The 22,034-nt window shown below is 73.4% G+C and carries 22 protein-coding genes; 13 read left to right on the top strand and 9 right to left on the bottom strand.

What is annotated here, in order from left to right; all coding sequences use genetic code 11:
• Nucleotides 1-43: 43 nt before the first annotated feature.
• Nucleotides 44-1,426, bottom strand: a complete 1,383-nt coding sequence (locus ACZ56V_RS01780; RefSeq protein ID WP_468938440.1) for an APC family permease — start codon at nt 1,424-1,426, stop codon at nt 44-46.
• A gap of 127 nt (nt 1,427-1,553) precedes the next feature.
• Here ACZ56V_RS01780 and ACZ56V_RS01775 point away from each other — a divergent pair, with 127 nt between their 5' ends.
• Nucleotides 1,554-2,588 carry a 4-hydroxy-3-methylbut-2-enyl diphosphate reductase gene (locus tag ACZ56V_RS01775; protein ID WP_468938437.1) on the top strand — a complete coding sequence of 345 codons (1,035 nt, stop codon included), beginning with the start codon at nt 1,554-1,556 and terminating at the stop codon, nt 2,586-2,588.
• A 29-nt stretch (nt 2,589-2,617) separates the two neighbouring features.
• Nucleotides 2,618-3,358, top strand: coding sequence for a polyphosphate--glucose phosphotransferase (ppgK, locus tag ACZ56V_RS01770; RefSeq protein ID WP_356360749.1), 741 nt, complete (start codon nt 2,618-2,620; stop codon nt 3,356-3,358).
• A gap of 54 nt (nt 3,359-3,412) precedes the next feature.
• On the opposite strand, the gene ACZ56V_RS01765 is transcribed toward ppgK, so the two are convergent.
• Complete coding sequence (locus tag ACZ56V_RS01765; RefSeq protein WP_468938434.1) at nt 3,413-4,018, bottom strand: DUF6542 domain-containing protein; 606 nt, start codon at nt 4,016-4,018, stop codon at nt 3,413-3,415.
• 185 nt (nt 4,019-4,203) lie between these two features.
• Here ACZ56V_RS01765 and ychF point away from each other — a divergent pair, with 185 nt between their 5' ends.
• On the top strand, nt 4,204-5,292 hold the full coding sequence (ychF, locus tag ACZ56V_RS01760) for a redox-regulated ATPase YchF (RefSeq protein WP_398913284.1): 1,089 nt from the start codon (nt 4,204-4,206) through the stop codon (nt 5,290-5,292).
• Between the two features lie 89 nt (nt 5,293-5,381).
• Here ychF and ACZ56V_RS01755 read toward each other — a convergent pair whose 3' ends face one another.
• The 3 genes from ACZ56V_RS01755 to ACZ56V_RS01745 all read right to left on the bottom strand — a co-directional run bounded on the left by ACZ56V_RS01755 (nt 5,382) and on the right by ACZ56V_RS01745 (nt 9,865).
• Nucleotides 5,382-5,624: a DUF6411 family protein gene (locus ACZ56V_RS01755; protein WP_356360729.1), complete on the bottom strand. Its 243-nt coding sequence runs from the start codon at nt 5,622-5,624 to the stop codon at nt 5,382-5,384.
• A 131-nt stretch (nt 5,625-5,755) separates the two neighbouring features.
• Nucleotides 5,756-6,943, bottom strand: a complete 1,188-nt coding sequence (locus ACZ56V_RS01750; protein WP_468938430.1) for a phospholipase D-like domain-containing protein — start codon at nt 6,941-6,943, stop codon at nt 5,756-5,758.
• Between the two features lie 81 nt (nt 6,944-7,024).
• Nucleotides 7,025-9,865, bottom strand: coding sequence for a helix-turn-helix transcriptional regulator (locus ACZ56V_RS01745; RefSeq protein WP_468938427.1), 2,841 nt, complete (start codon nt 9,863-9,865; stop codon nt 7,025-7,027).
• A gap of 224 nt (nt 9,866-10,089) precedes the next feature.
• Here ACZ56V_RS01745 and ACZ56V_RS01740 point away from each other — a divergent pair, with 224 nt between their 5' ends.
• Together ACZ56V_RS01740 and ACZ56V_RS01735 are read left to right on the top strand one after the other, a co-directional pair.
• Complete coding sequence (locus tag ACZ56V_RS01740; protein ID WP_468938424.1) at nt 10,090-11,004, top strand: MBL fold metallo-hydrolase; 915 nt, start codon at nt 10,090-10,092, stop codon at nt 11,002-11,004.
• Between the two features lie 22 nt (nt 11,005-11,026).
• Nucleotides 11,027-12,523, top strand: coding sequence for a carboxylesterase/lipase family protein (locus ACZ56V_RS01735; RefSeq protein WP_468938421.1), 1,497 nt, complete (start codon nt 11,027-11,029; stop codon nt 12,521-12,523).
• Between the two features lie 29 nt (nt 12,524-12,552).
• Here the strand turns inward: ACZ56V_RS01735 and ACZ56V_RS01730 are convergent, their stop codons facing one another.
• The 3 genes from ACZ56V_RS01730 to ACZ56V_RS01720 all read right to left on the bottom strand — a co-directional run bounded on the left by ACZ56V_RS01730 (nt 12,553) and on the right by ACZ56V_RS01720 (nt 15,279).
• Entirely contained in the window at nt 12,553-13,857 is a 1,305-nt protein-coding gene (locus ACZ56V_RS01730; RefSeq protein WP_467380725.1) for a M14 family zinc carboxypeptidase, read from the bottom strand.
• A gap of 244 nt (nt 13,858-14,101) precedes the next feature.
• On the bottom strand, nt 14,102-14,599 hold the full coding sequence (locus ACZ56V_RS01725) for a DinB family protein (RefSeq protein ID WP_468938418.1): 498 nt from the start codon (nt 14,597-14,599) through the stop codon (nt 14,102-14,104).
• A gap of 53 nt (nt 14,600-14,652) precedes the next feature.
• Nucleotides 14,653-15,279, bottom strand: coding sequence for a class I SAM-dependent methyltransferase (locus ACZ56V_RS01720; RefSeq protein ID WP_398913271.1), 627 nt, complete (start codon nt 15,277-15,279; stop codon nt 14,653-14,655).
• A gap of 128 nt (nt 15,280-15,407) precedes the next feature.
• Here ACZ56V_RS01720 and ACZ56V_RS01715 point away from each other — a divergent pair, with 128 nt between their 5' ends.
• Nucleotides 15,408-16,004: a helix-turn-helix domain-containing protein gene (locus ACZ56V_RS01715; RefSeq protein ID WP_467380728.1), complete on the top strand. Its 597-nt coding sequence runs from the start codon at nt 15,408-15,410 to the stop codon at nt 16,002-16,004.
• Nucleotides 16,005-16,050: 46 nt separating this feature from the next.
• Here ACZ56V_RS01715 and ACZ56V_RS01710 read toward each other — a convergent pair whose 3' ends face one another.
• Complete coding sequence (locus ACZ56V_RS01710; RefSeq protein WP_467380729.1) at nt 16,051-16,974, bottom strand: LysR family transcriptional regulator; 924 nt, start codon at nt 16,972-16,974, stop codon at nt 16,051-16,053.
• 106 nt (nt 16,975-17,080) lie between these two features.
• Between ACZ56V_RS01710 and ACZ56V_RS01705 the strand changes: the two genes are divergently transcribed.
• The 7 genes from ACZ56V_RS01705 to ACZ56V_RS01675 all read left to right on the top strand — a co-directional run bounded on the left by ACZ56V_RS01705 (nt 17,081) and on the right by ACZ56V_RS01675 (nt 21,862).
• Nucleotides 17,081-17,911, top strand: a complete 831-nt coding sequence (locus tag ACZ56V_RS01705; protein ID WP_398913264.1) for an oxidoreductase — start codon at nt 17,081-17,083, stop codon at nt 17,909-17,911.
• Between the two features lie 68 nt (nt 17,912-17,979).
• Nucleotides 17,980-18,183 (top strand): DUF2568 domain-containing protein, encoded by a 204-nt coding sequence (locus ACZ56V_RS01700; RefSeq protein ID WP_468939339.1) that lies wholly within the window; start codon nt 17,980-17,982, stop codon nt 18,181-18,183.
• Between the two features lie 107 nt (nt 18,184-18,290).
• The gene (locus ACZ56V_RS01695; protein ID WP_468938415.1) at nt 18,291-19,424 is read left to right on the top strand and encodes a DUF4190 domain-containing protein; all 1,134 of its coding nucleotides are present in this window, start codon (nt 18,291-18,293) and stop codon (nt 19,422-19,424) included.
• Between the two features lie 147 nt (nt 19,425-19,571).
• Nucleotides 19,572-20,324 carry a GntR family transcriptional regulator gene (locus ACZ56V_RS01690; RefSeq protein WP_104634236.1) on the top strand — a complete coding sequence of 251 codons (753 nt, stop codon included), beginning with the start codon at nt 19,572-19,574 and terminating at the stop codon, nt 20,322-20,324.
• Nucleotides 20,325-20,749: 425 nt separating this feature from the next.
• Complete coding sequence (locus ACZ56V_RS01685) at nt 20,750-20,941, top strand: SPOR domain-containing protein (RefSeq protein ID WP_104634237.1); 192 nt, start codon at nt 20,750-20,752, stop codon at nt 20,939-20,941.
• Between the two features lie 17 nt (nt 20,942-20,958).
• Nucleotides 20,959-21,393 carry a (deoxy)nucleoside triphosphate pyrophosphohydrolase gene (locus tag ACZ56V_RS01680; RefSeq protein WP_468938413.1) on the top strand — a complete coding sequence of 145 codons (435 nt, stop codon included), beginning with the start codon at nt 20,959-20,961 and terminating at the stop codon, nt 21,391-21,393.
• A gap of 22 nt (nt 21,394-21,415) precedes the next feature.
• Nucleotides 21,416-21,862 carry an ATP-binding protein gene (locus ACZ56V_RS01675; protein WP_398913257.1) on the top strand — a complete coding sequence of 149 codons (447 nt, stop codon included), beginning with the start codon at nt 21,416-21,418 and terminating at the stop codon, nt 21,860-21,862.
• The last annotated feature ends 172 nt before the right edge of the window (nt 21,863-22,034 follow it).

Raw genomic sequence — 22,034 nt, 5'->3', positions numbered from 1 at the left:
TAACGGCCGGGTCCGACAACGGGGCCCCTCGAGACCGCCCCCGTCACACGCCCGTCCGGTCCGTGTCCCGTCGCCCCCTCCACTGCACCGCCAGCACCACCAGCCCCACCGCCAGCCAGATCGCCCCGACCACCTGCGCGGTCGACGACGCCTCCACGATCACCGCGACGGTGATCGCCGCGCCGAGCACCGGCACCAGCAGATGCCGCCACCAGCTCACCCGGCCCGCGCCGCGCCGGACGACGAACCAGCCCACCACGCTCGCGTGGAGCAGCGTGAACGCGGTCAGCGCGCCGACGTCGACCACCGAGACCAGGTGGTCGAGACCGTCGTCCCGGCGCGCCGCCCACACCGCGGCCGCCATCGTGATCACCGCCGACACGAGCAGAGCCACGCGCGGCACCCCGGCGTCCGTCCGCGACAGCACGCCCGGCAGCCGCCGGTCCCGGCCCATCGCGAACAGCAGCCGCCCGGCCGCCGCCTGCCCGGCCAGCGCCGCGAACGCCGCGCCGATCGCCTTGCTCACCGCCACCAGGTCGTGCAGCCACGTGCCCACCGACGCGTCCACGGCGTCGTAGAACGCCGACCCCTGCCGCTCCGGCTCCGCCGCCAGCTGGGCCGACGACACCGGCTCCAGGAGCGCCACCAGGTACGTCTGCGCCACGAACAGCACACCCGCCAGCGCCAGGCAGAAAAGCAGCGCCCGCGCGACCTTCGCCGAGCCGCCGGTGACCTCCTCCGCGAAAGTGGCGATCGCGTCGAAGCCCAGGTACGACAGCACCGCCACCGACACCGCGCCAACCACCGCCGACAGCGCGAACGCCCCCTGGGTGCCGTCCCCCGACAGCGGCGACAGCCAGTCGCGCTCGGCCCCGTCCTGAGCCAGGACCACGATCGCCGTGGCCACGAAGACGATCAGTACGACGATCTCCATGGCGAGCACCAGGAAGCCCACCCGGGCCGCCGTCCGCACCCCCCACACGTTCAGCAGCGTCGTGACGACCACCGCGATCGCCGTCCACACCCACCGCGACACCTCGGGGACCAGCGCCTCCATCGCGATGCCGGAGAAGAGGTACGCCACCGCCGGGATGAGGACGTAGTCCAGCATCGCCATCCACCCGGCGATGAACCCGGCCCCGTTGCCGAGCCCCGCGCGCGCGTAGGCGAACACCGACCCGGCCTGGGGGACCACCCGCACCATCTGCGCGTAGCTGAACGCGGTGAACGCCATCGCGATCGTGGCGACGACGTAGACGAGGGCCACCGCGCCGTGCGACTTGGCGTCCAGCGTGCCGAACACGCCGACCGGCGCCATCGGCGCGATGAAGAGCAGGCCGTAGACGACCAGGTCCCTGAAGCCCAGACTTCGCCTCAGCTGGTGTTCCTCACCGGCCCCCGGGGCCGTCGTACCGGTCTGCGCCATCGTGCCTCCGCCAGTGCCTCGGTTCCCGCCCCGGTTCTCCTTCGGACTCTGCCTCGGAACGTTCCCGCCAGTCTCCCCGGCAACGCCACACCCACGCGATCTTTGACCCGCCGAACGCGGCCTTACGATGGGTGCCATGACTGCTTCGCCTGGCCGCCGTGTCCTGCTCGCCGCCCCCCGTGGCTACTGCGCGGGTGTGGACCGCGCCGTGATCGCCGTCGAGAAAGCCCTGGAGCAGTACGGGGCTCCGGTGTACGTCCGGCACGAGATCGTTCACAACAAGTACGTCGTCCAGACCCTGGAGAAGAAGGGCGCGATCTTCGTCGAGCGGACGGAGGAGGTCCCCCCGGGGAACATCGTGATGTTCTCCGCGCACGGCGTGGCTCCCGTCGTCCACGAGGAGGCCGAGCGCGGCCGCCTCGCCACCATCGACGCCACCTGCCCGCTCGTCACCAAGGTCCACAAGGAAGCCGTCCGCTTCGCGAACGACGACTACGACATCCTGCTGATCGGCCACGAGGGCCACGAGGAGGTCATCGGCACCTCCGGCGAGGCCCCCGACCACATCCAGCTCGTCGACGGACCCGAGGACGTCGCGAAGGTCGAGGTCCGCGACCCGTCGAAGGTGGTCTGGCTCTCCCAGACCACCCTCTCCGTCGACGAGACGATGGAGACCGTCGACGCGCTCCAGGACAAGTTCCCGCAGCTCATCTCCCCGCCGAGCGACGACATCTGCTACGCCACGCAGAACCGCCAGCTCGCGGTGAAGCAGATGGGCGCCGAGGCAGAGCTGGTGATCGTCGTCGGCTCGCGGAACTCCTCCAACTCCAAGCGCCTCGTCGAGGTCGCCAAGCAGGCCGGCTCCCGCGAGGCGTACCTGGTGGACTTCGCCGACGAGATCGAGGAGTCCTGGCTGGAGGGCGTCAGCACGGTCGGCGTCACCTCCGGCGCCTCCGTCCCCGACGTCCTGGTCGAGCAGGTCCTGGAGTGGCTCGCGCGGCGCGGCTTCGAGGACGTGGAGATCGTCAAGGCCGCCGAGGAGTCGATCACCTTCTCGCTGCCCAAGGAGCTGCGCCGCGACCTGCGCGAGGAGGCGGCATCCCTGGTGGCGGAGCGGGGCGGCTCGGGGACCGCCGGTACCGCGGGTACACCCGGGGCGTGACCGTCAGTCGTCCGTCGTAACGTAGGGCCATGCAGATCTTCGGCGTGGACATCGGCGGATCCGGGATCAAGGGCGCCCCTGTGGACCTCGACAGGGGCGACCTGGCCCAGGAGCGCTGCAAGGTGCTGACCCCGCACCCGGCGACCCCCGACGGCGTGGCCGACGGGGTCAGGCAGGTCGTCGAGCACTTCGGCTGGACCGGCCCGGTCGGCCTCACCTTCCCGGGTGTGGTGACGGGCGGCGCGACGGTACGCACCGCGGCCAACGTCGACAAGGGCTGGATCGACACCGACGCGCGCGCCCTGTTCAGCGAGCGGCTGGGCGGGCTGGACGTGACGGTGGTCAACGACGCGGACGCGGCGGGCGTCGCCGAGATGCACTTCGGCGCCGGGCGCGGCCGCAAGGGCACGGTCATCCTGCTCACCTTCGGCACCGGCATCGGCAGCGCGGTCTTCACCGACGGGGTCCTGGTCCCCAACACCGAGCTGGGCCATCTGGAGCTGGACGGTCACGACGCGGAGAAGCGGGCCTCCAGCAAGGTCAAGGACGATCACGACATGTCGTGGGAGCACTGGGCCCACCGGGTCCAGAAGTACCTCGCCCACGTCGAGATGCTGTTCTCGCCGGAGCTGTTCATCATCGGCGGCGGCGTCAGCCGCAAGTCCCAGAAGTTCCTGCCCCACATCGAGGGCGTCCGGGCGGAGATCGTCCCCGCCCAGCTCCAGAACAACGCGGGGATCGTGGGCGCGGCGATGCGCGCGGCGGGCTGAGCGGGGGCGGTTGCGAGGGGCGTGGGCGAGTGAGGGCCGGCTGCGAAGGCGCCGTCACGCGGCCGGGATCCGGTTCCGGGCGGCCGCCCGGCGCCGCACCAGCCGGATCCGGCGGACGATCACGGCCGCCCCGGCGACCAGCGTCCCGCCGTACAGCCACCCGGCCTCGGTGGCCAGCGCGGTGACGAGTCCCATCAGCCGTCCGGCGGGACCGTCCCCGCTCTCCGCCACGGGCACCAGGCCCACGGCGAAGGCGATCGGCACCACGACGGGGGCGGTCAGCAGGTCGCCCCGGCGCACCCAGAGCGCGGTGAGCAGGCTCACCGGCACGAACAACACCCCGTACACGGTCAGGGACGCGCCGAACAGCAGCTCGTCCAGGAAGCCCAGCAGAGTCATCACGGCCGCGCAGAACAGACCGCTGCCGAGCCCCGTCAACCGCGGATTGGGCATCCCGCGCACGGCCCGCACGGCCCTGGCCACCGGTGAACCCGCTCCCGGAGCGGGGCGCGCCGGGTCCACGGGCCGACCCGCCGGCCGCCCGACCACCCGGCCCGCGGGCGGCCGTGCGGCAGCGGCACCGCCCCGGCCCTGTGCGGGCAGCGGCGCCCGGCTTCGTCGCGGTCCGTACTGCGCAGGTCGCGTCCTGTGTTGCTCCACTGCACCAACTTAGGTCTGTTTATGTGCCGAATAGCCCGACAGACACGCCGTGGGGCGCGCCTTGGCCAAGCGTTCGACTCCGAGCGGGTCCGGTACGGCACACCCCGTAGACTGGTGGATCGGCCCCTGTCCGGCCTGCCCCATCCCACCCGCCCCTCCGCATCTCACGTACGGGAAGTCGCAACGTGTCGCTCACGATCGGAATCGTCGGTCTGCCGAATGTCGGCAAGTCGACCCTGTTCAACGCCCTGACCAAGAACGACGTGCTCGCGGCCAACTACCCGTTCGCCACGATCGAGCCCAACGTCGGCGTGGTCGGCGTCCCCGACCCCCGCCTGGCGAAGCTGGCCGAGATCTTCTCCTCCGAGAAGATCCTCCCGGCGACGGTCGACTTCGTCGACATCGCGGGCATCGTGCGCGGCGCGAGCGAGGGCGAGGGCCTGGGCAACAAGTTCCTTGCCAACATCCGCGAGTCCGACGCGATCTGCCAGGTCATCCGCGCCTTCAAGGACGAGAACGTCGTGCACGTCGACGGCAAGGTCTCGCCGAAGGACGACATCGAGACGATCAACACCGAGCTGATCCTCGCCGACCTCCAGACCATCGAGAAGGTCCTCCCGCGCCTCCAGAAGGAGTCGCGCATCAAGAAGGACATCGCTCCCAAGGTCAAGGCCGTCGAGGAGGCCAAGGAGATCCTGGAGAAGGGCGACACCCTCTTCTCCCAGGGCATCCTCCAGGGCACCGAGCGCGCGGAACTCCTCCACGACCTCCACCTCCTCACGACGAAGCCCTTCCTCTACGTCTTCAACGTCGACGAGGACGAGCTGACCGACGACGACTTCAAGGACGAGCAGCGCGCCCTGGTCGCCCCCGCCGAGGCGATCTTCCTCAACGCCAAGCTGGAGGCGGACCTCGCCGAGCTGGACGAGGACGAGGCCCTCGAACTCCTCCAGTCCGTCGGCCAGGAGGAGCCCGGCCTCGCCACCCTCGCCCACGTCGGCTTCCGCACCCTCGGCCTGCAGACCTACCTGACGGCCGGCCCCAAGGAATCCCGCGCCTGGACCATCAAGAAGGGCGCCACCGCGCCCGAGGCCGCCGGTGTCATCCACACCGACTTCCAGAAGGGCTTCATCAAGGCGGAGGTCATCTCCTTCGACGACCTGGTCACCACCGGCTCGGTGACCGAGGCCCGCGCCAAGGGCAAGGCGCGCATGGAGGGCAAGGACTACGTGATGCAGGACGGGGACGTGGTGGAGTTCCGCTTCAACGTCTAGCGGAGTGAGGCACGCCTGTTCGCGCTGGACGCGGTGAGGCCCCCGCGCCGCCATGCGGTGCGGGGGCCTTGCCGAAGTGGTGATGCTGCTTAGAACGGCATGTGGCCACGGGCCCGTCGGCCGGCCGAACCGCTGCGGCCGACGGCCTTGGAACTGCTCCGGAAGGGCTTGCTGAAGGCGCGACCGAGGATGCCGGGGGCCTTCCCCCCGGCTCGGGATCCGGCGCCGAGCGTGCGCTGCGTCCCGCGCTGCGGGTGGCGGGAGAGGCGCGGTACGAGGAAAGCGAGGACGGCGAGAACGACGCACACGGCGACAATTCCTACGATCATCATGATGCGACTCCAGAATCTCCGACGTGTCTGTCGATTGCCCTGGATGAGGGAGGCCATGCGCCGAGCCACGCCTGTCCGCGAGGCCGAGCGCCTCACTCGCGGTGCGCTTCCGCGTGGGTCGCTCTGTCAGTTCACAGGAACCGGCGCAGGGGCAGGACGGCCGTCTCCCGGAGGCGTTGCAGGGCGGCGCGGCGCTTCCAGCGGGTCGGTTCGATGGCGGTGCTGCGTTCCAGGTCGGCGTCGAAGTCCCGGTCCAGGCCGGTGGTGAACTCCTGGTCCAGGACGGCGAGCATGATCTCCTCGTCGTGGTCCATGGAGCGCCGGTTGAAGTTGGTGGACCCGATCAGGGCGGCCAGCCCGTCCACGGTGATGATCTTCGCGTGCAGCATGGTCGGCTGGTACTGGCGAATCGACACCCCGGCGTCCAGCAGACGGGCGTAGTGGTACTGGCCGGCCAGTTGGCAGGCCCGCTGGTCGGTGTGCCGGCCGGGGAGCAGGATCTCCACCGTCACGCCGCGCCGGGCGGTGGCGCAGAGCAGGTCGACGAAGTAGCTGTCCGGGGCGAAGTAGGCGGTGGCCAGGCGGAATCGGTGCTCGGCGGAGGTGAGCATGACGCGGATGAGGGTCTGCATGTCCTGCCAGCCGAAGCTGGCCGAGCCGCGCACCACCTGGACGATGGATGTGCCGGGCTGGGTGTGTTCGGAGAACCGGTCCCGGTCGTCGTACAACTCGTCGTGGCACTCGGCCCAGTTCTGGGCGAAGGCGGCGGCGACGCCGTCCACGGCCGGGCCGCGCACCTGGACGTGGGTGTCGCGCCACTCACCGGGGCCGCGGGCGTCGCCGCACCACTCCTCGGCGATGCCGACTCCTCCGGTGAAGGCGGTGTGCTCGTCGACGACGAGGGCCTTGCGGTGGCAGCGGTGGTTCTGCTTGAACGGCGACAGCCAGAGCGGTTTGCGGAACCAGGCGATCTGTACGCCCGCGGCCTCCATGACATCCAGCAGGTCCTGCTCGATCTCCTTGGCGCCGAAGCCGTCCAGCAGCAGCCGGACCCGTACCCCGGCCCGGGCCCGGTCGGCGAGGGCGGCGGCGAAGTCGCGGGCTATCTGCCCGCGCCAGTACACGAACGTCATCATGTCGATCGTGTGCTCGGCCGCCCGGATCGCGCCCAGCATGGCGGGGAAGATCTCGTCGCCGTTGCGCAGCGCGACCAGTTCGTTCCCTTCGGTGGCGGCGACGCCGATCAGCCGTTCCAGACGGCGGCGCAGCCGTTGGATGCTGACCCCGTCGGTGCCGGGGTGCTGTTCAGCGACGGTCATGCCTGGTCCTTACCGGGGAGAGCGGGCCTGCCCCGAAGCGTCCTGCCGGGCGCCGTCGGGCGCCGGGAGTCTATCCCGGCCTCAGCCCTGGCCGGTGAGCTGACGCCGCTGTGCCGAGGCGGCGCCCGTCCCGGTGCCGTCGGTCACGTCGCGCAGTTGGGAGCGGGCGGTGATGCCCAGTTTGGGGAAGACGCGGTAGAGGTGTGAGCCGACCGTGCGGGGGGAGAGGAACAGCTTCTCCCCGATCTCACGGTTGGTCAGGCCGCGGGCCGCGAGCTGCACGATCTGTTGCTGTTGAGGGGTGAGTTCGGTGAGCGCGCGGGGGGCGGCGCCGTTCGGCTCGATGCCGGCGGCTCGCAGTTCCGCCTTGGCGCGTTCGATCCACGGTCGGGCGCCGAGCCGCCGGAAGGTGTCGAGTGCGCCGGTCAGCAGCGGTCGGGCCGCCGCGATACGACGCTGCCGGCGCAGCCACTCGCCGTAGTCCAGCCGGATCTGTGCCCGCTCGAAGGGCCGGTGCTCGCCCGCCTCGTCCGCCAGCGCCGCCCGGTAGTGCCGTTCGGCGTGCTCCGGTTCGGCGAGCAGGGCGCGGCCCCGCTCGGCCAGGGCGGAGACACGTGCCGACGGGCCGGTGCCCGGGCGCCGCACCGACCGCTCCAGCAGTTCCGCGGCGGATGCGCGCTGTCCCCGGCGGACGGCCGCCGCGGCCAGGTCCGCCAGGACGGTGGGGGAGACGTGGTAGTGGACCGGGTCGCCGTCCTCGGTGAAGGCGGCGCGGAACTGCGCGTACGCGGTGTCGTAGTCGCCCTCGGCCACCGCCGCCAGCCCCAGGGCGCGGCGGGCGAAGACGGCGACGGAACGGCTTTCCAGGGGATCGACGAGGGCCAGCGCCCGCTCGGCGTTGCCGCGTGCCTCGGCCGGCTCACCGAGCAGCGCCAGCACGGTCGCGTCGAGCGCTCGTGCGCACGCCTCGGCGTGGGCCAGCCCGGCCTGCGCGGCCACCTCCGCGATCTCGGCGGCCACCGAGCGGGCCTCGGCCCAGCGGCCCTGCTCCAGATAGGCCCAGCCGGCGGCGCAGGCCAGACCGGCCGGCAGCGGGCCGTGGGCCTGCCAACGGCCGAACGCCTCGTCGAAGGTCCGGGCGGCGAGCGGGGTCTGGCCGAGGAGCCAGGCAACGACGGCGAGCGCGGTCAGGGATCCGGCGTCGTCCTTGGCCTCGGCGATCAGCCGGGGCAGCGCCGGGGCGAGGGAGGCTCCCGCACCGTCGGGATCGGAGACGGCCCGTGTCCAGGCGCGCAGCGCACCGCCCGCGGGGGAGTCCGGCACCTCGGAGAGGAGGTCCTCGATGCGCTGCCGCTGGGACTCCTCGCCCGAGTAGTAGCGGACCACCGCTGCCGCCGCGAGCGCGTCCAGCAGGCGGGGCGACCGGGCGTCCGCGGCCTCCTCGGCGATGCGCGACAGCAGCGCGAAGGCGGCCGTGTGGTGCGGACCCATGGTCATGAGCTGCCCCCTCGCCAGCGCGGCCCGGCTGGTCGGCGCCGGGTCGTCACTGCGCTTACGGACCTCGTCGGCCAGGTGTTCCACCCAGCCGAGCTGACCGGTGTAGACGGCCATGTCCGCGGCGTCGGCCAGTAGCCGTGCCTGGTCCGCGCGGCGCGGGCTGAGTTCCGCGGCGCGCTCCAGGGCGGCGGCTGCGGCCGCGTGGCCGCCCCGGCGCCTGGCCCGGCCCGCTGTCTCCAGGAGGAGCGCCGACACCTGCTCGTCGGGCCGCTCGGTAGCGGCGGCGAGGTGCCAGGCGCGGCGGTCGGGCTCCTCGCCCAGCAGCCGGGCGAGAGCGAGATGGGCCCGCCTGCGCTCCTCGAAGGGCGCGGCGTGGTAGACCGCCGAGCGGACGAGCGGGTGCCGGAAGGAGATTCCGGTGCTGTGCCGTCGTACGAGACCGGCCCGTTCGGCGGGCACCCATGTCGTGTCGTCCGCCTCGGGCAGGCCCCGCGCGGCCACCGGCGCGTCCGACGCGTCCGCGGCGGCGAGCAGCAGCAGGGCGCGGCGGGTGGCTTCCGGCAGATGCCGCATGTGCCGGGCGAAGATCGCTTCCAGCCGGTCGGTGACGGGCAGCGGGCCCTCCACTCCGCTGCCCTGCGGCTGTCGGCCCGCGACGGCGGAGGCACGGGCGAGTTCGACCAGGGCCAGCGGATTGCCAGCCGCCTCCCGCAGGATCCGGACCCGGATACGGCCGGTGGGCCGGATCGGCTGCTCATCCAGGAGCCGGTTCGCCGCGTCACCGCTCAAGGGCCCGATCTCCAGGCGCTCGTAGCCCTGGTCGAAGCCGGGCAGCACGGCCGCGGCACGCACGCCCATCAGCAGCGTCACGGGCTCGCTGTCCATCCGCCGGGCCACGAAGGAGAGAACGTCCAGCGACGCGAGGTCGATCCACTGGGCGTCGTCGACCACCACGAGCAGCGGTGCCGGTTCCGCCAGCTCCGACACCAGGGTCAGCACCGCCAGGCCGACGAGCAGGGTGTCGGGGGCCTCGGCGTGATCGGGGTGATCGGGGTGAGGGGTGGCGTCGGACAGTCCCAGCGCGATCCGGAGCGCGGAACGCTGCCGGGCCGGCAGGCCGTCCAGGTCGCCGAGCACCGGGCGGAGCAGCTGGTGCAGACCGGCGAAGGCGAGACGGGCCTCGGACTCGCTGCCGACCGCTCGCAGCACCCGGTGGCCGGCGTCGCGCGTTCGGCGCACGGCGAGGTCCAGCAGGACACTCTTGCCGACCCCCGGTTCGCCCTCGACGACCAGCACCGCGCTGTGCGACCGGTCGGCGGCGACGCGCCTCATGAGGGCCGCGGTCTCGGTTTCCCGGCCCAGCACCCTCGGAGCGGGATCTCCAGCCGGGCTGCGGCCCGCCCGAGCGCGTCCACCATTCTCCACGGTCGCTCCAGAAACTGAGATTTCGCACAGCCCGCCGTATGCCGTGGGCCGTATCCCGGAGACCGCTTCAACGCGCACCTCTCCCGCGGCATTCCCGATGGCGCAGGCCAGGTGCAGTCACGTGACGCATACCGCCTCCCGGCAGCGCGGCGCACCCTTGCGGAACAGGCGCGTTCACGGGGGAGCGCCGAGCACGCGGAAGCGATCGAACTGGAGAGACCACCATGGACACCCTCGCCCTCGGCGATGTCACCGTGACCCGGGTCCGGGAGTACTACGGTCCCGTCGGCCTGACACCCGAGGAGTTCGTCCCGGAGAGCCCGGCCCAGGCGTGGGACACGCACCGTTCCTGGCTGGTGCCCGACTTCCTGGACGCCGGGACCCGGAGCGTCAACACAGCGATCCAGACCTGGGTCCTGCGCAGCGAGGGCCGGACCATCCTGGTCGACACCGGCGTCGGCAACCACAAGGACCGGCCGTACGCGCCGGTGTGGAGCCGTCTGGACACCGACTTCCTGGGCAATCTCGCCCGCGCCGGGGTCCGCCCCGAGGACGTCGACATCGTGATCAACACGCACCTGCACGTCGACCACGTCGGTTGGAACACCTACCTCGACGGCCGGACCTGGGTACCGACGTTCCCCAATGCCACCTACCTCATGGCGAAGGCGGACTTCGACTACTGGAACCCCGCCAACGAGATCAGGACCCGGCTCGGCCGCGGCAACCAGAACGTCTTCGAGGACAGCGTCGCCCCCGTGCACGCGGCCGGCCTCACCCGGCTGTGGGAGGGCAGCCACCGGATCGACGCCAACCTGCGCCTCGACCTCGCGCCCGGCCACACCCCCGGCTCATCGGTGCTGCGGCTGGAGTCAGGCTCCGACCGGGCCCTGTTCGTCGGCGACCTGATGCACAGCCCGATCCAGATCCACGAGCCCGACGCCAACAGCTGCTTCTGCGAGGACCCCGCCGAAGCCCGCGCCACCCGCCACAAGCTCCTGGGCTCGGCGGCCGACGGCAACGCCCTCGTCTTCCCCGCGCACCTCGGCGGCCACGGCGCCGCCGAAGTGGTCCGTGAGGGAAGCAAGTTCGCCGTCAAGGGCTGGGCGCCCTTCTCCAAGTACACCGAGCAGGCCTGAGGTCCGCGGAAGGACACGCGACATGAACCACCACCCCGACCCCGTGGTGACCACCGCGCAGGGAACCGTACGCGGCCTGCACCGGGGCGGCACCCTCACCTTCCTGAACATCCCGTACGCCGCCCCGCCCCGCGGCGCCGGCCGGTTCGCCCCGCCGCGGCCGCACGAGCGGTGGGCGGGCGTGCGGGACGCCACCGTGCCGGGACCCACCGCCCCGCAGTCCGCACGCCGGCTCGGCGACATCGACATGACCCCCTACTTCGGCACCGGCTGGAGCCGCGGCGAGGACTACCTCACCGTCAACGTCTTCGCGCCCGCCGCCGGAGGGGGCGGACTGCCGGTCATGGTGTTCGTCCACGGCGGCGGTTTCGTCGCCGGATCGACGCGGGCCACCCTGTACGACGGCTCCGCGTTCGCCCGTGACGGCGTCGTCCTGGTCACCCTCAACTACCGGCTCGGGATCGCCGGGTTCCTCGACCTCCCCGGGGCGCCCGCCAACCGCGGCCTGCTCGACGTCGTCGCCGCGCTGCGCTGGGTGCGGGAGAACGTCTCCGCCTTCGGCGGCGACCCGCACAACGTCACCCTCTTCGGCCAGTCGGCCGGGGCGACCACCGTCGGCGGCGTCCTCGCCACCCCCGAGGCCGCCGGCCTGTTCCGCCGCGCGATCGTGCAGAGCGGCAGCGGCCTGGGCGCGTTCACGCCCGAGCAGGCCGCCCGCGTCACCAGGGCCGCGGGCGAGGCCCTGGGCATCGAGCCCTCCGTCGCCACCTTCGCAGGCATCCCCGACGAGCGGCTCGTCGAGGCGGCCGGCGGGCTCGCCGGCATCGACCTGCGGACCGGGACCCACGGCGATCCGCTGATCGGTCTCAGCCCCTTCAGCCTGGTCCTGGACACCCAGCCCGCCGCATCCGTCGCCGCCGGCCGCGCCGCCGACGTCGACCTGCTCGTCGGCACCAACACCGAAGAGGGCAACCTCTACCTGGTCCCGGTGGGCAAGTACGCCACCTCGACCGCCGCCGACGTCGACGAGACCGCCGCCCGCTCGCACCCCGATCCGGCGCGGCTCGTCGAGACCTACCGCGCGTCCCGCCCCGGGGCGTCCTTCGCGGAACTGCGCTCCGCCGTCATGGCCGACGCCCTGTTCGGCGCGGGCAGCCGCGCCCTGGCGGAAGCACATGCCGCCCACCACCCGCGGTCCGCCACCTACGCCTACGAGTTCGCCTGGCGCTCGCACGCCCTGGGCGGGGAACTCGGCGCCGCCCACGCCGTCGAGCTGCCCTTCGTCTTCGACCTCGCCGACCGGCCCGAACTCAACGGCCCCGACGCCCTGCTCGGCCCCGACAAGGCCCCCGCGGACCTCGCCACCCGCGTCCACGAGACCTGGATCCGGTTCGCCCGGACCGGCGACCCCGGCTGGGACCCGTACGAAACCGGCCGCCGGGCCACCATGCGCATCGACACCGAGTGGACCCAGGTCGACGACCCCCGCGGCGGGGAACGGCGGGCATGGAGGACCTGACGCCGCCGGTCCAGGACCGCTCCGGCGCGTCAGCGCTCCAGGGCGCACTCCGCCGCCGCCACCACCGTGCGGGCCTGGAGTTCCACCTGGTCGGGCACCGGCACTCGGCGCAGCCGCAGGGACGACGCGAACTCCGCGCACCAGGTGGTGAAGAGCCCGTCCAGCTCCTGGCGGAGTCCGGCTGCCGCGGGGTCGTCGGCCGCCTGGAGGAGCCGCAGCAGGAGCCCCGCCGCGCGCAGGGGCTGGCGGCGTGCGACGACCTCCAGGGCGCTGATCGCGGCCGTCGTCAGCCGGGGTGAGGTCCCGGTGCGGGGCTCGTCGTCCGCCTGCCGGAGCAGGGGTGCCCAGGAGCCGGCCACCAGGTCGTACAGGTCGTCGGCCATCCACTCCAGTACGCGTCTGGGCGGGCTGTCCTCGGCCGGCGGCAGGAAGCCCCGGGCCTTGTCGAAGACGGCGGTCACCTGCCGGCCGCCCTCCCGCACCAGCCCGGCCAGCTCGCGCAGGGCCCCGGCCGGGTCGGGGTGCGGGGACAGGTCGTCGGCCGTACCGGTCGCCCACAGGGGGACTTCGACGATCGCCGTGACACCGCCGTACCGCTGGGGCGCGCACCAGGTGGACAGGCCGATGTTCTCGGAGCCGGCCGCCAGCCGGGCGGTGCTGTCCGGCGGGGGCAGGACGTGGATGCCGGGGGCCGGGTTCTCCCAGTACAGGGCGTCGTACGTGCCGTGCTGGACCGGGACGCCGACTGCGGCGGCGAAGGCGTGGAAGGGTGCCGCGAGGCCGGGGAGGCCGCGGGTGAGCTGGACCCAGGTGCCGCCGGCGTCGACGCTGTGCAGCGAGCACTGGAGAACGGGCCGCAGCTCGTCGACCGCGTCGAACAGGGCACGGCTCTCCGGAAGTTGCCGCCCCTCGATGGGCGCCCACTCCGGCTGCTCCGCCGCGACCGGGCGGAAGGCGGCACGGTAGTAGCGGTCCAGGGCGTGTCCGGGACCGGCCGTCGCCGCCTCCAGACCCTCGCTCAGGGCCGCGCCGTCCGGGTCGAGACACAGGACGAGGTCCCAGGTGACGGCATCGGGATCGGTCGCCGCGGACCGCCGGTCGCCGTCGGCCACCCGCTCGGCCAGCGCCAGCGCGGTCGCGCCGCCCACCGGCTCGTCCGAGTGCGGCCGGGCCACCACCAGGACGTGGCGCGGCCCGTGGCCCACGGACAGCATCAGGATCGGCCGGCCGGCCCGGGACGTGCCGATGCGGCGCAGGCGGCAAACTCCGGGGAACCGGGCGACCAGCCGCCGCGCCGACCCGGTGACTTCCGCGACCGTGGGACAGCGGTGCATCGGGCGTGTCCGGTCAGGCGCCGCCATTGCCACCGCTGTCGCCGGTGGTCTCCGTCTTGTCCAGTGGACGGATCTCGATCGTGTTCGCCATGGCGTGCCGTCTCCTCCCGAGGGTGCCTGCGGTGCATGGGGTGCCTTGGGTGCGCGGGGCACGTTGTGCTCCTGTCAGCGTTCGCCCACCCCGTGTCCGTTGTCAACGTCCCTTGCCATCCGCGTGGTTGGGGAGGGCGAGGGGCCGGCCCGGTCAGCGCCCCGTCGTCCCGTCGATCAGCTCGCGCAGGATGTCCGCGTGGCCGGCGTGGCGGCCGGTCTCCTCGATCATGTGGGTCAGGGCCCAGCGGACGCTGGGCGCGGGGCGGCCCGGGCGGGACCGGGGGAGCGGCTCGCCGAGGTCGGCGCAGCCGTCGAGCACGCGGTTCGCCCGTTCGACGGCCTCGCGGTAGCGGGCGACGACCTCGGTCACGCCGTCCTCGGGCGCGGCCCGGAAGGTGGCCGGCCAGCTCCGCACCTGTGCCCCGAGGAAGAGCGCGCGCTCGACGTGGGTCAGGTGGTTGAGCAGCCCGAGCAGGTTGGTGCCGGACGGCACCGCGGCCGTGCGGACCCGCGGTTCCGGGGCGCCCTCGACCTTGCCGGCGATCGAGGTCCGCAGGTAGTCGAGGAAGCCGCGCAGGGTCTCGGCCTCGCTGCCGCCGGTCCGGGGCGGCGGGGTGTCCCGGCGGTGGGTGCGGGGGGTGGTGGGCATGGTGACGGGCCTCCAGGGGGCGCAGGGCGGGCGGGCCGCGGGCATACGGCCCGTCAGCCCGCGCGACGGACGAGCAGGACGTGGTCGACGACTTCGGCGGTGCGCCCGTCCGGTCCGGTCGCGGTCCGGCGCGGGGCCTCGGCCCGCTCGACCCGCCAGGTCGCCGGGTCCAGGGCGAGGTCCGCCGCGACCTCCTCCGGGGAGGGGTACCGCGCGTCGGGGTCCTGGTCCCACGACCACGGCGCGGTCGAACCGTGGTCGACGACCAGCAGCCGCCCGCCCGCGCGCAGCGCGTGCGCGGCCGTACGCAGGACCGACGCGCGGTCCAGGTCGAAGGGAGTGTGGAGGTAGTGGGCGCAGACCAGGTCGAACCGGCCCTCGGGGAAGGACGCGCGCAGGTCGTGTTGTACGGCGTCCACCAGGTCGCCGAGGCCGTGCGCGCGGGCCTGCCCCGCGAGCCGCTCGGCCGCCACGCCGGAGATGTCCACGGCCCTGACCCGCCAGCCCCGCCGGGCCAGCCACAGCGCGTCGCCGCCGCTGCCGCACCCGAGGTCCAGGGCGTCACCGGGCGGCAGCGCGGTGACCGTCTCGACGAGGCGGACGTTCGGTCGCGGGGTGTCGGGCGCCGGTCGGGCGGCGTACACGCCGTCCCAGAACGTGACCGCATCGGTGGCGCTCATCGGAACTCCTTCGTCGGCTGTCGGCCGGCTCGGTCCGGCAGGGCCGGGTGCGAGCGACGGACGTGGCCAGTGTCGACAGCGACCGCGCGATCCGGCACGAAAACTTGCCGTTATGACAAGGTGGCCCGATGGACGCCGGCACGGACGACGTACTCGACGCGGTGGGCCCGCGACTGCGCGCGCTGCGCCGCGAGCGGGGCATCACCCTCGCCCACCTCTCGGCGGCGACGGGCGTGTCGGAGAGCACCCTGTCCCGGCTGGAGAGCGGACAGCGTCGCGCCACCCTGGAACTGCTGCTGCCGCTCGCCCGGATCTACGACGTCCCCCTGGACGACCTCGTCGGCGCCCCGCGCACGGGCGACCCCCGCATCCACCTGAAGCCGATCCGGCGCTACGGGATGGTCTTCGTGCCGTTGTCCCGGCGGCCGGGCGGCACCCAGGCCTTCAAGATGATCATCCCGAGCCGCCCGGCCCCGCTCGATCCGACCCCGCAGACCCACGAGGGCTTCGAGTGGCTGTACGTGCTCGGCGGCCGGCTGCGGTTGCTGGTCGGGGAGCGCGACCTGACGCTGGCGCCCGGGGAGGCCGCCGAGTTCGACACCTCCCTGCCGCACTGGCTGGGCAGCGCCGACGGCGGCGCGGTCGAACTGCTCGTGCTGTTCGGGCTGCAGGGAGTGCGGGCCCATGTGAGCGGCGGCGGTGCCGATGGCGGCGGGGGCGACTGAGCGCCGTCCCGTCCCGGCGGTGGCCGCGAGGGGTGCCGGGGTGCCCTCAGGCGCGGTCCGTCACCCGGCGGCACGCCTCCACGTACCCGCGCACCAGCGTCCGCCCCTCGTCCTCGCGGCGCCAGGCCAGGGCGTAGCGGCTGGGGGTCAGGCCGCGGACCGGGCGGGTGGTGACGCCGCCCAGGGTGATCAGCGGGGCGTTGCCCGTGGCCACGAGGCAGATGCCGAGACCCGCGACCAGCGCCTCGTACGTCTCCTCCGTGCCGGAGATCTCGGCGCCGACGCGCGGTGGGCGGGCGGCGGGCCCGTCGAGTGCCCGCCGTTCGTCCAGTGCCAGCCAGAAGTCGCGCAGCACCCCCGCCTCCGGGGGCAGGGCGAGGAACGGCTCGTCGGCCAGGTCGGCGAAGTCGACTTCCCGCCGGGAGGCGAGGGGGTGGGTGTCGGGGAGGGCGACCAGGCGGGGTTCCTCGGCGACCACCGTCCAGGCGTAGCGCTCGGCGTCGGGCAGCGGCAGCCACACGTACGCGACGTCGGCCGTGCCGTCGGCCAGGCCCGCGGTCGGGTCCTCCCAACTCGTCTGCCGCAGCCGCAGCACCGCCTCCGGGTGGGCCGCGGTGAAGCGGGAGCGGATCGCCGGCAGCAGACCGCCACGGCCGGGGCTGGTGCTCATGCCGACGAGCAGGGTGCCGCGCCGCGCGGCCCGGGTCGCCTCCACCGCCGCCGCGCCCTCGGCCCAGTCGGCCAGCACCCGCCGGGCGTGCGGCAGCAGCGCCGTACCCGCCTCGGTAAGAGTCACGCCCTGACGCTCACGGCGGAACAGCTCGGTCCCCAACTGCCGTTCCAGCGCGCGGATCTGTTTGCTCAGCGCGGGCTGGGACACGTACAGGCGCTCGGCCGCCCGCGTGAAGTGCAGTTCCTCGGCCACCGTCGCGAAGTAGCGCAGCTCCCGCACATGTACGTCCGTCGTCATAACCGTTGGTTATCACCGTGTGTCTTGGACGGGCAACCCGCCCGTGGACGAGCGTGGTTGGTGTCGGAGCAACGGATGCCCGGACGAGGGACACGAGGGAGTCGGAATGAACAAGGTGTGGCTGATCACCGGGGCGAGCAGCGGCTTCGGGCGGGCGATCGCCGAGGCGGCCCTCGCCGACGGCGACGTCGTGGTCGGCGCGGCACGGCGCCCCGAGGCGCTCGACGACCTCGTGGCCGCGTACCCGGACCAGATGGAGGCGCTGCGCCTGGACGTCGCCGACACGGCCGCCGCCGGGGACGCCGTACGGGACGTGCTGGCACGGCACGGGCGGATCGACGTACTCGTCAACAACGCGGGCCGCACGCACGTCGGCGCCCTCGAGGAGACCGGCGAGGAGGAGCTGCGCGCGCTGTTCGACGTGCACGTCTTCGGTCCGGCCGCGCTGACGCGGGCGGTGCTGCCGTCCATGCGGGAGCGGCGCTCGGGCGCCATCGTGCAGATGAGCAGCATGGGCGGGCAGATGTCCTTCGCGGGCTTCTCGGCGTACAGCGGCACGAAGTTCGCGCTGGAGGGCATGTCCGAGGGGCTCGCGGACGAGGTCCGGGACTTCGGCATCAAGGTGCTGATCGTCGAGCCGGGATCCTTCCGCACCGGCCTGTTCGAGGCGGGGAACGCCGGGATCAGCGCGGACAGCGGCGTGTACGCCAAGGTCGGCGAGACCCGCGGGACGGTCGCCGCGGGCGACGGCAGCCAGCCCGGCGACCCCGCCAAGGCGGCGGCGGTCATCCGGGCCGCCCTCGCGGCCGAGCACACCCCGCTGCGCCTGCCGCTGGGCGACGACGGCGTCAGCGCGGTCCTCGGCCACCTCGACCAGGTCCGCGAGGACGTCGAGGCGTGGGAGAAGCACACCCGGGCCACGTCCTTCGACGACTGAGCCCCGGCACGGGCCACGGGGGCACGTGGCCGGTCGAGGTGGCCCTGGGGGTGGGCGCGCCGGTGGTGATGATGCGGCGTGGGTGCTGTTCGGTGCGCCCCGCGCCCCGCGCCCGGTATCCGGCGCACGGGGGCGGACGGGTCGTCCTGGAAGAGCCGTGGTTCGGCGCCGGTGCCGCCGCCCTGGCCGCCTCCGGCAGACCGGGCCTGGCGGCCGTCTCCGCCGGTGTCCACCTGGCCGACGCGGCGCTCGGACGGCTGTGGAGGCAGTGACGCCCTGCGCGCCCGCGACCCGCGACCCGCGCGCGGCGCGGACCGTGCTTACGATGCGCGAGGCCGCACCCGTCGCCGCACCCCTCTCGAACAGGAGCACGGTACCCGTGTCCATGCCGCCTCCGCCGGGCCCCCAAGGGCCGTACACCCAGGGGCCGTACGCTCCGCAGTGGGGCCGACCCCTCACCCCGTACCCCCGGCAGGCTCCCGTCAGCGGGCTCGCCATCGCCGCGTTCGTGCTCGGGGTCCTGTGCTTCGTGCCCGCGGTCGGGCTCGTCCTGGGGCTGGTCGCGCTGGCCCGGATCCGGAAGCGGGGCGAGCGCGGCAAGGGGTTCGCGGTGGCCGGGTGCGTGCTGTCCTCGGTGGGGCTGGCCCTGTGGGTGCTGACGCTCTCCACGGGCGCCGCCGGCGACTTCTGGGACGGCTTCCGGGACGCCGCGCGCGGCGAGGACACCGCCTACTCCCTCGAGAAGGGCCAGTGCTTCACCACCCCGGGCGGCTCCCTCCAGGGGGTGACGTACGACGTCGACGAGGTGCCCTGCACGCGGGAGCACGACGGCGAGGTGTTCGCCGCCTTCGACCTGCCGGACGGTTCCTACCCGGGCGACGCGGAGATCACGCGCGCCGCCGACGACCGGTGCTACGCCCTCCAGGACGGCTACGCGATGGACCGGTGGGCGCTGCCGACCGACGTCGACGTGTACTACCTGACCCCGACCTCCGGGAGCTGGCGGACCGGTGACCGCGAGATCACCTGCCTGTTCGGGAACACGGACGAGCGGGACACGCTGACGGGCTCGCTGCGCAACGACGGCGCGCGGCTCGACCCGGACCAGCACACCTACCTGCTCGCGGAGGGCTACCTGAACCGGGCCATGGACGAGGTGCCCGCGGCGGAGGCCGTCGAGGACGACTTCGCGGGCTACCGGGTCTGGGCCGGGCAGGTCTCGGAGGCGCTCAGGGGCGAGATCGCGATGCTGGACGGCCACGACTGGCCCGCCGGCGCCGAGCGCCCGGTCGCCGAGTTGACCGAGGACCTGCGGGCGGCGCAGCAGGAGTGGAGCCGGGCGGCGAAGGCCGCCGACCTCGACGCGTACTTCGAGCACTACGGCAAGGGCTACGACCTCGTCGTGGCCGACAGCACGGTCACCGCCCGCAAGACCCTCGGCCTGGCCACCACACCGCCGGACCACGAGGGCGGTGGCGAGCGCGGGGGAGACGACCCCGGCGTGGAGGTGTGAGAGCGGCCCCAGTGGGGAGAAAGTGCCTGCGTAAAGCCCTCCGGCCACACAAGTCATCACATCGAGTGATTCTTTGGCCTTTACTTGCCTGGTCCAACCTACGGTTGCCACGCTGTTGCTGTCTGTACAACCTGATGGGAGCGGCCAGTGACATTCGGTGAGCAGCCGGCGTATCTGCGTGTCGCGGGTGATCTCCGCAAGAAGATCGCCGACGGCCTGCTGCCGCCCCATACCCGCCTGCCGTCCCAGGCGCGGATCCGCGAGGAGTACGGCGTCTCGGACACCGTCGCGCTGGAGGCCCGCAAGGTGCTGATGGCCGAGGGGCTCGTCGAGGGCCGCTCCGGTTCCGGCACCTATGTGCGCGAGCGGCCCGTCCCGCGACGCGTCGCCCGCTCCGGGTACCGGCCGGCCGGCGGGGCCACGCCCTTCCGCCAGGAGCAGGCCGACGCCCACGCGCACGGCACCTGGGAGTCGCGCAGCGAACAGGCCGAGGCGAGCGGTGCCGTCGCCGAGCGGCTGGGGATCAAGCCCGGTGACCGGGTGATGTGCACGCGGTACGTCTTCCGGGAGGCCGGTGAGGCCGTCATGCTCTCCACCTCCTGGGAGCCGCTGGACCTGACCGGCCGCACCCCCGTGATGCTGCCCGAGGAGGGGCCGCTCGGCGGCATGGGCGTCGTCGAGCGGATGGCCGCCATCGACGTCGTCGTCGACAACGTCACCGAGGAGGTCGGCGCCCGACCCGGCCTCGCCGAGGAGCTGCTCGCCCTGGGAGGGGTGCCGGGGCACGTGGTGCTGGTGGTCCAGCGCACGTTCTACGCCTCGGGGCGCGCGGTGGAGACGGCCGACGTGGTCGTCCCGGCCGACCGTTACCGGGTGGCGTACCACCTGCCGGTCAGGTAGCCCGTCAAGCAAGGCCCCGGCCCGGGGAGTTCACGCGCCCTGACGCACCCTTTCGCGGCGTGGGGCGGTGCGGCGCGGTGTGAGATGGCGCACGCCTGTCGTGCGCCTCCCGCGCTCCGCTGCCCCGCCCGCACACCTGTCCGGGGTCGCGGCGCCCTGCGCGCCTGCGCCGCGATCCGGCCGTTCCCCCAGGTCGCCTCGCCCTGCCCCGGCATGCCCGTGACCGGAGGCATCGGTGTGCGGAGGCGGCGCGTTCCGCATCGTGCGCCCCCTGCGTTCTGGCTGGTTGCGTACCTCTTTGTGCAAAGCCGTATTCGCTCCGTGAAGGTTGGGCGTAGGCTCGGGCATATGCGGATTGCGGTTTCCTTGGCGGGCGGGGCGCGGCGGGTGCCGTGGGCGGCGGGAACGGGAGGCGGAGGGGCGCGATGAACGACAGCACGGTCACTCTTCCCTGGCTGGTCTTCCGGCAGGACGACAACGGCAATCGCTACCGTGTGGGCAGATACGCGACCCGGGCGGAGGCCCAGCAGATCGCGGACACCCTCGACGGCCGCGGACACAAGCAGCTCTACTGGGTGGAGAAGCTCGGCACCTCGGGACCGGGCGCGGCGGACTGAGCCGTAGGCTCCGGCGCATGACGGAACGGATCGTGGTGGGCGCCGCCCTGGTCGACGGCGGGCGCCTGCTCGCCGCGCGCCGCAGCGCACCCGCCGAACTGGCCGGACGGTGGGAGCTGCCCGGCGGCAAGGTCGAGGCGGGCGAGACGCCCGAGGCGGCGCTCGTGCGCGAGCTGCGCGAGGAACTCGGGGTGGCGGCAGAGCCCGGTGAGCGCGTCCCGGGTCAGTGGCCCCTGAGGGAGCCCTTCGTCCTCCAGGTGTGGACCGCCCGCCTGCTCCCCGGTTCCGCCGCCCCCGAACCCCTCGAGGACCACGACGAACTGCGCTGGCTGACCCCCGCCCGGGTCTGGGACGTGCCCTGGCTCGACCAGGACGTACCCGCCGTCGAGCAGGCGCTCGCCCACCTGGGACTCCAGGCGGGGACCCCGGCGAACGGTACCGAGCCCGGATAAAGGGTATGTGCCCATTAACCCCATGAAAACGGGCAGCGATGGGTCGTCGGCCGGGGAAGTGATCGGCGTGAGGGACGGCGAGAGTGACTGTGCCGAGTGGGTCTTTCCCGCGGCGCCGGACGCCGTGCGCACCGCCCGCTCCCTGGTCCGCCGCACCCTGGACGAATGGCGGCTCGACAGTGTCGGGGACATCACCGCCCTGCTCGTCAGCGAGCTGGTCACCAACGCCCTGCGGCACGCCACCGGACCCATCGGCGTCCGCGTGGTGCGCGACCCGGACGGAGCGGCAGGCGTCCTGCTGGTGGAGGTCTCCGACCCCCTGCCGGACCCGCCGCGCGAGCGCGCCGCCCGTCCCGACGACGAGGACGGCCGGGGTCTGCAGTTGGTGGCGTCCGCCGCGCGGCGCTGGGGCACCCGCCCCGGCGAGGCGGGCAAGACCGTGTGGTTCGAACTCGCCCTGCCGCGTTAGCGCGACGTCCTCGTGACGCACCGTCGCCGTCGCGCCGGTCCGGCGTCCGGAATGTCCCCACATCACCCCTGCTCCCGGCCGTCAACCGGTTCAGGCCAGTGGCAGTTGTGGAACTGCGTGATTCGATGCCGTGTCCGCTGGTTAGAAGACTGGAAGTGTTGTCACGGTCCGG

This window comes from Streptomyces sp. NPDC034099 (genome assembly GCF_055575415.1).
The sequence above is the reverse complement of the archived record's forward strand: the minus strand, read 5'-3'. Positions and strand labels throughout refer to the sequence as shown.

Excerpts from the sequence above, each read along its gene's own strand:
- ACZ56V_RS01780 (WP_468938440.1), bottom strand. The coding sequence starts at position 1,426 with ATGGCGCAGACCGGTACGACGGCCCCGGGGGCCGGTGAGGAACACCAG.
- ACZ56V_RS01775 (WP_468938437.1), top strand. The coding sequence starts at position 1,554 with ATGGGTGCCATGACTGCTTCGCCTGGCCGCCGTGTCCTGCTCGCCGCC.
- ppgK (WP_356360749.1), top strand. The coding sequence starts at position 2,618 with ATGCAGATCTTCGGCGTGGACATCGGCGGATCCGGGATCAAGGGCGCC.
- ACZ56V_RS01755 (WP_356360729.1), bottom strand. The coding sequence starts at position 5,624 with ATGATGATCGTAGGAATTGTCGCCGTGTGCGTCGTTCTCGCCGTCCTC.
- ACZ56V_RS01750 (WP_468938430.1), bottom strand. The coding sequence starts at position 6,943 with ATGACCGTCGCTGAACAGCACCCCGGCACCGACGGGGTCAGCATCCAA.
- ACZ56V_RS01740 (WP_468938424.1), top strand. The coding sequence starts at position 10,090 with ATGGACACCCTCGCCCTCGGCGATGTCACCGTGACCCGGGTCCGGGAG.
- ACZ56V_RS01735 (WP_468938421.1), top strand. The coding sequence starts at position 11,027 with ATGAACCACCACCCCGACCCCGTGGTGACCACCGCGCAGGGAACCGTA.
- ACZ56V_RS01730 (WP_467380725.1), bottom strand. The coding sequence starts at position 13,857 with ATGCACCGCTGTCCCACGGTCGCGGAAGTCACCGGGTCGGCGCGGCGG.
- ACZ56V_RS01725 (WP_468938418.1), bottom strand. The coding sequence starts at position 14,599 with ATGCCCACCACCCCCCGCACCCACCGCCGGGACACCCCGCCGCCCCGG.
- ACZ56V_RS01720 (WP_398913271.1), bottom strand. The coding sequence starts at position 15,279 with ATGAGCGCCACCGATGCGGTCACGTTCTGGGACGGCGTGTACGCCGCC.
- ACZ56V_RS01715 (WP_467380728.1), top strand. The coding sequence starts at position 15,408 with ATGGACGCCGGCACGGACGACGTACTCGACGCGGTGGGCCCGCGACTG.
- ACZ56V_RS01710 (WP_467380729.1), bottom strand. The coding sequence starts at position 16,974 with ATGACGACGGACGTACATGTGCGGGAGCTGCGCTACTTCGCGACGGTG.
- ACZ56V_RS01705 (WP_398913264.1), top strand. The coding sequence starts at position 17,081 with ATGAACAAGGTGTGGCTGATCACCGGGGCGAGCAGCGGCTTCGGGCGG.
- ACZ56V_RS01700 (WP_468939339.1), top strand. The coding sequence starts at position 17,980 with ATGATGCGGCGTGGGTGCTGTTCGGTGCGCCCCGCGCCCCGCGCCCGG.
- ACZ56V_RS01685 (WP_104634237.1), top strand. The coding sequence starts at position 20,750 with ATGAACGACAGCACGGTCACTCTTCCCTGGCTGGTCTTCCGGCAGGAC.
- ACZ56V_RS01680 (WP_468938413.1), top strand. The coding sequence starts at position 20,959 with ATGACGGAACGGATCGTGGTGGGCGCCGCCCTGGTCGACGGCGGGCGC.
- ACZ56V_RS01675 (WP_398913257.1), top strand. The coding sequence starts at position 21,416 with ATGAAAACGGGCAGCGATGGGTCGTCGGCCGGGGAAGTGATCGGCGTG.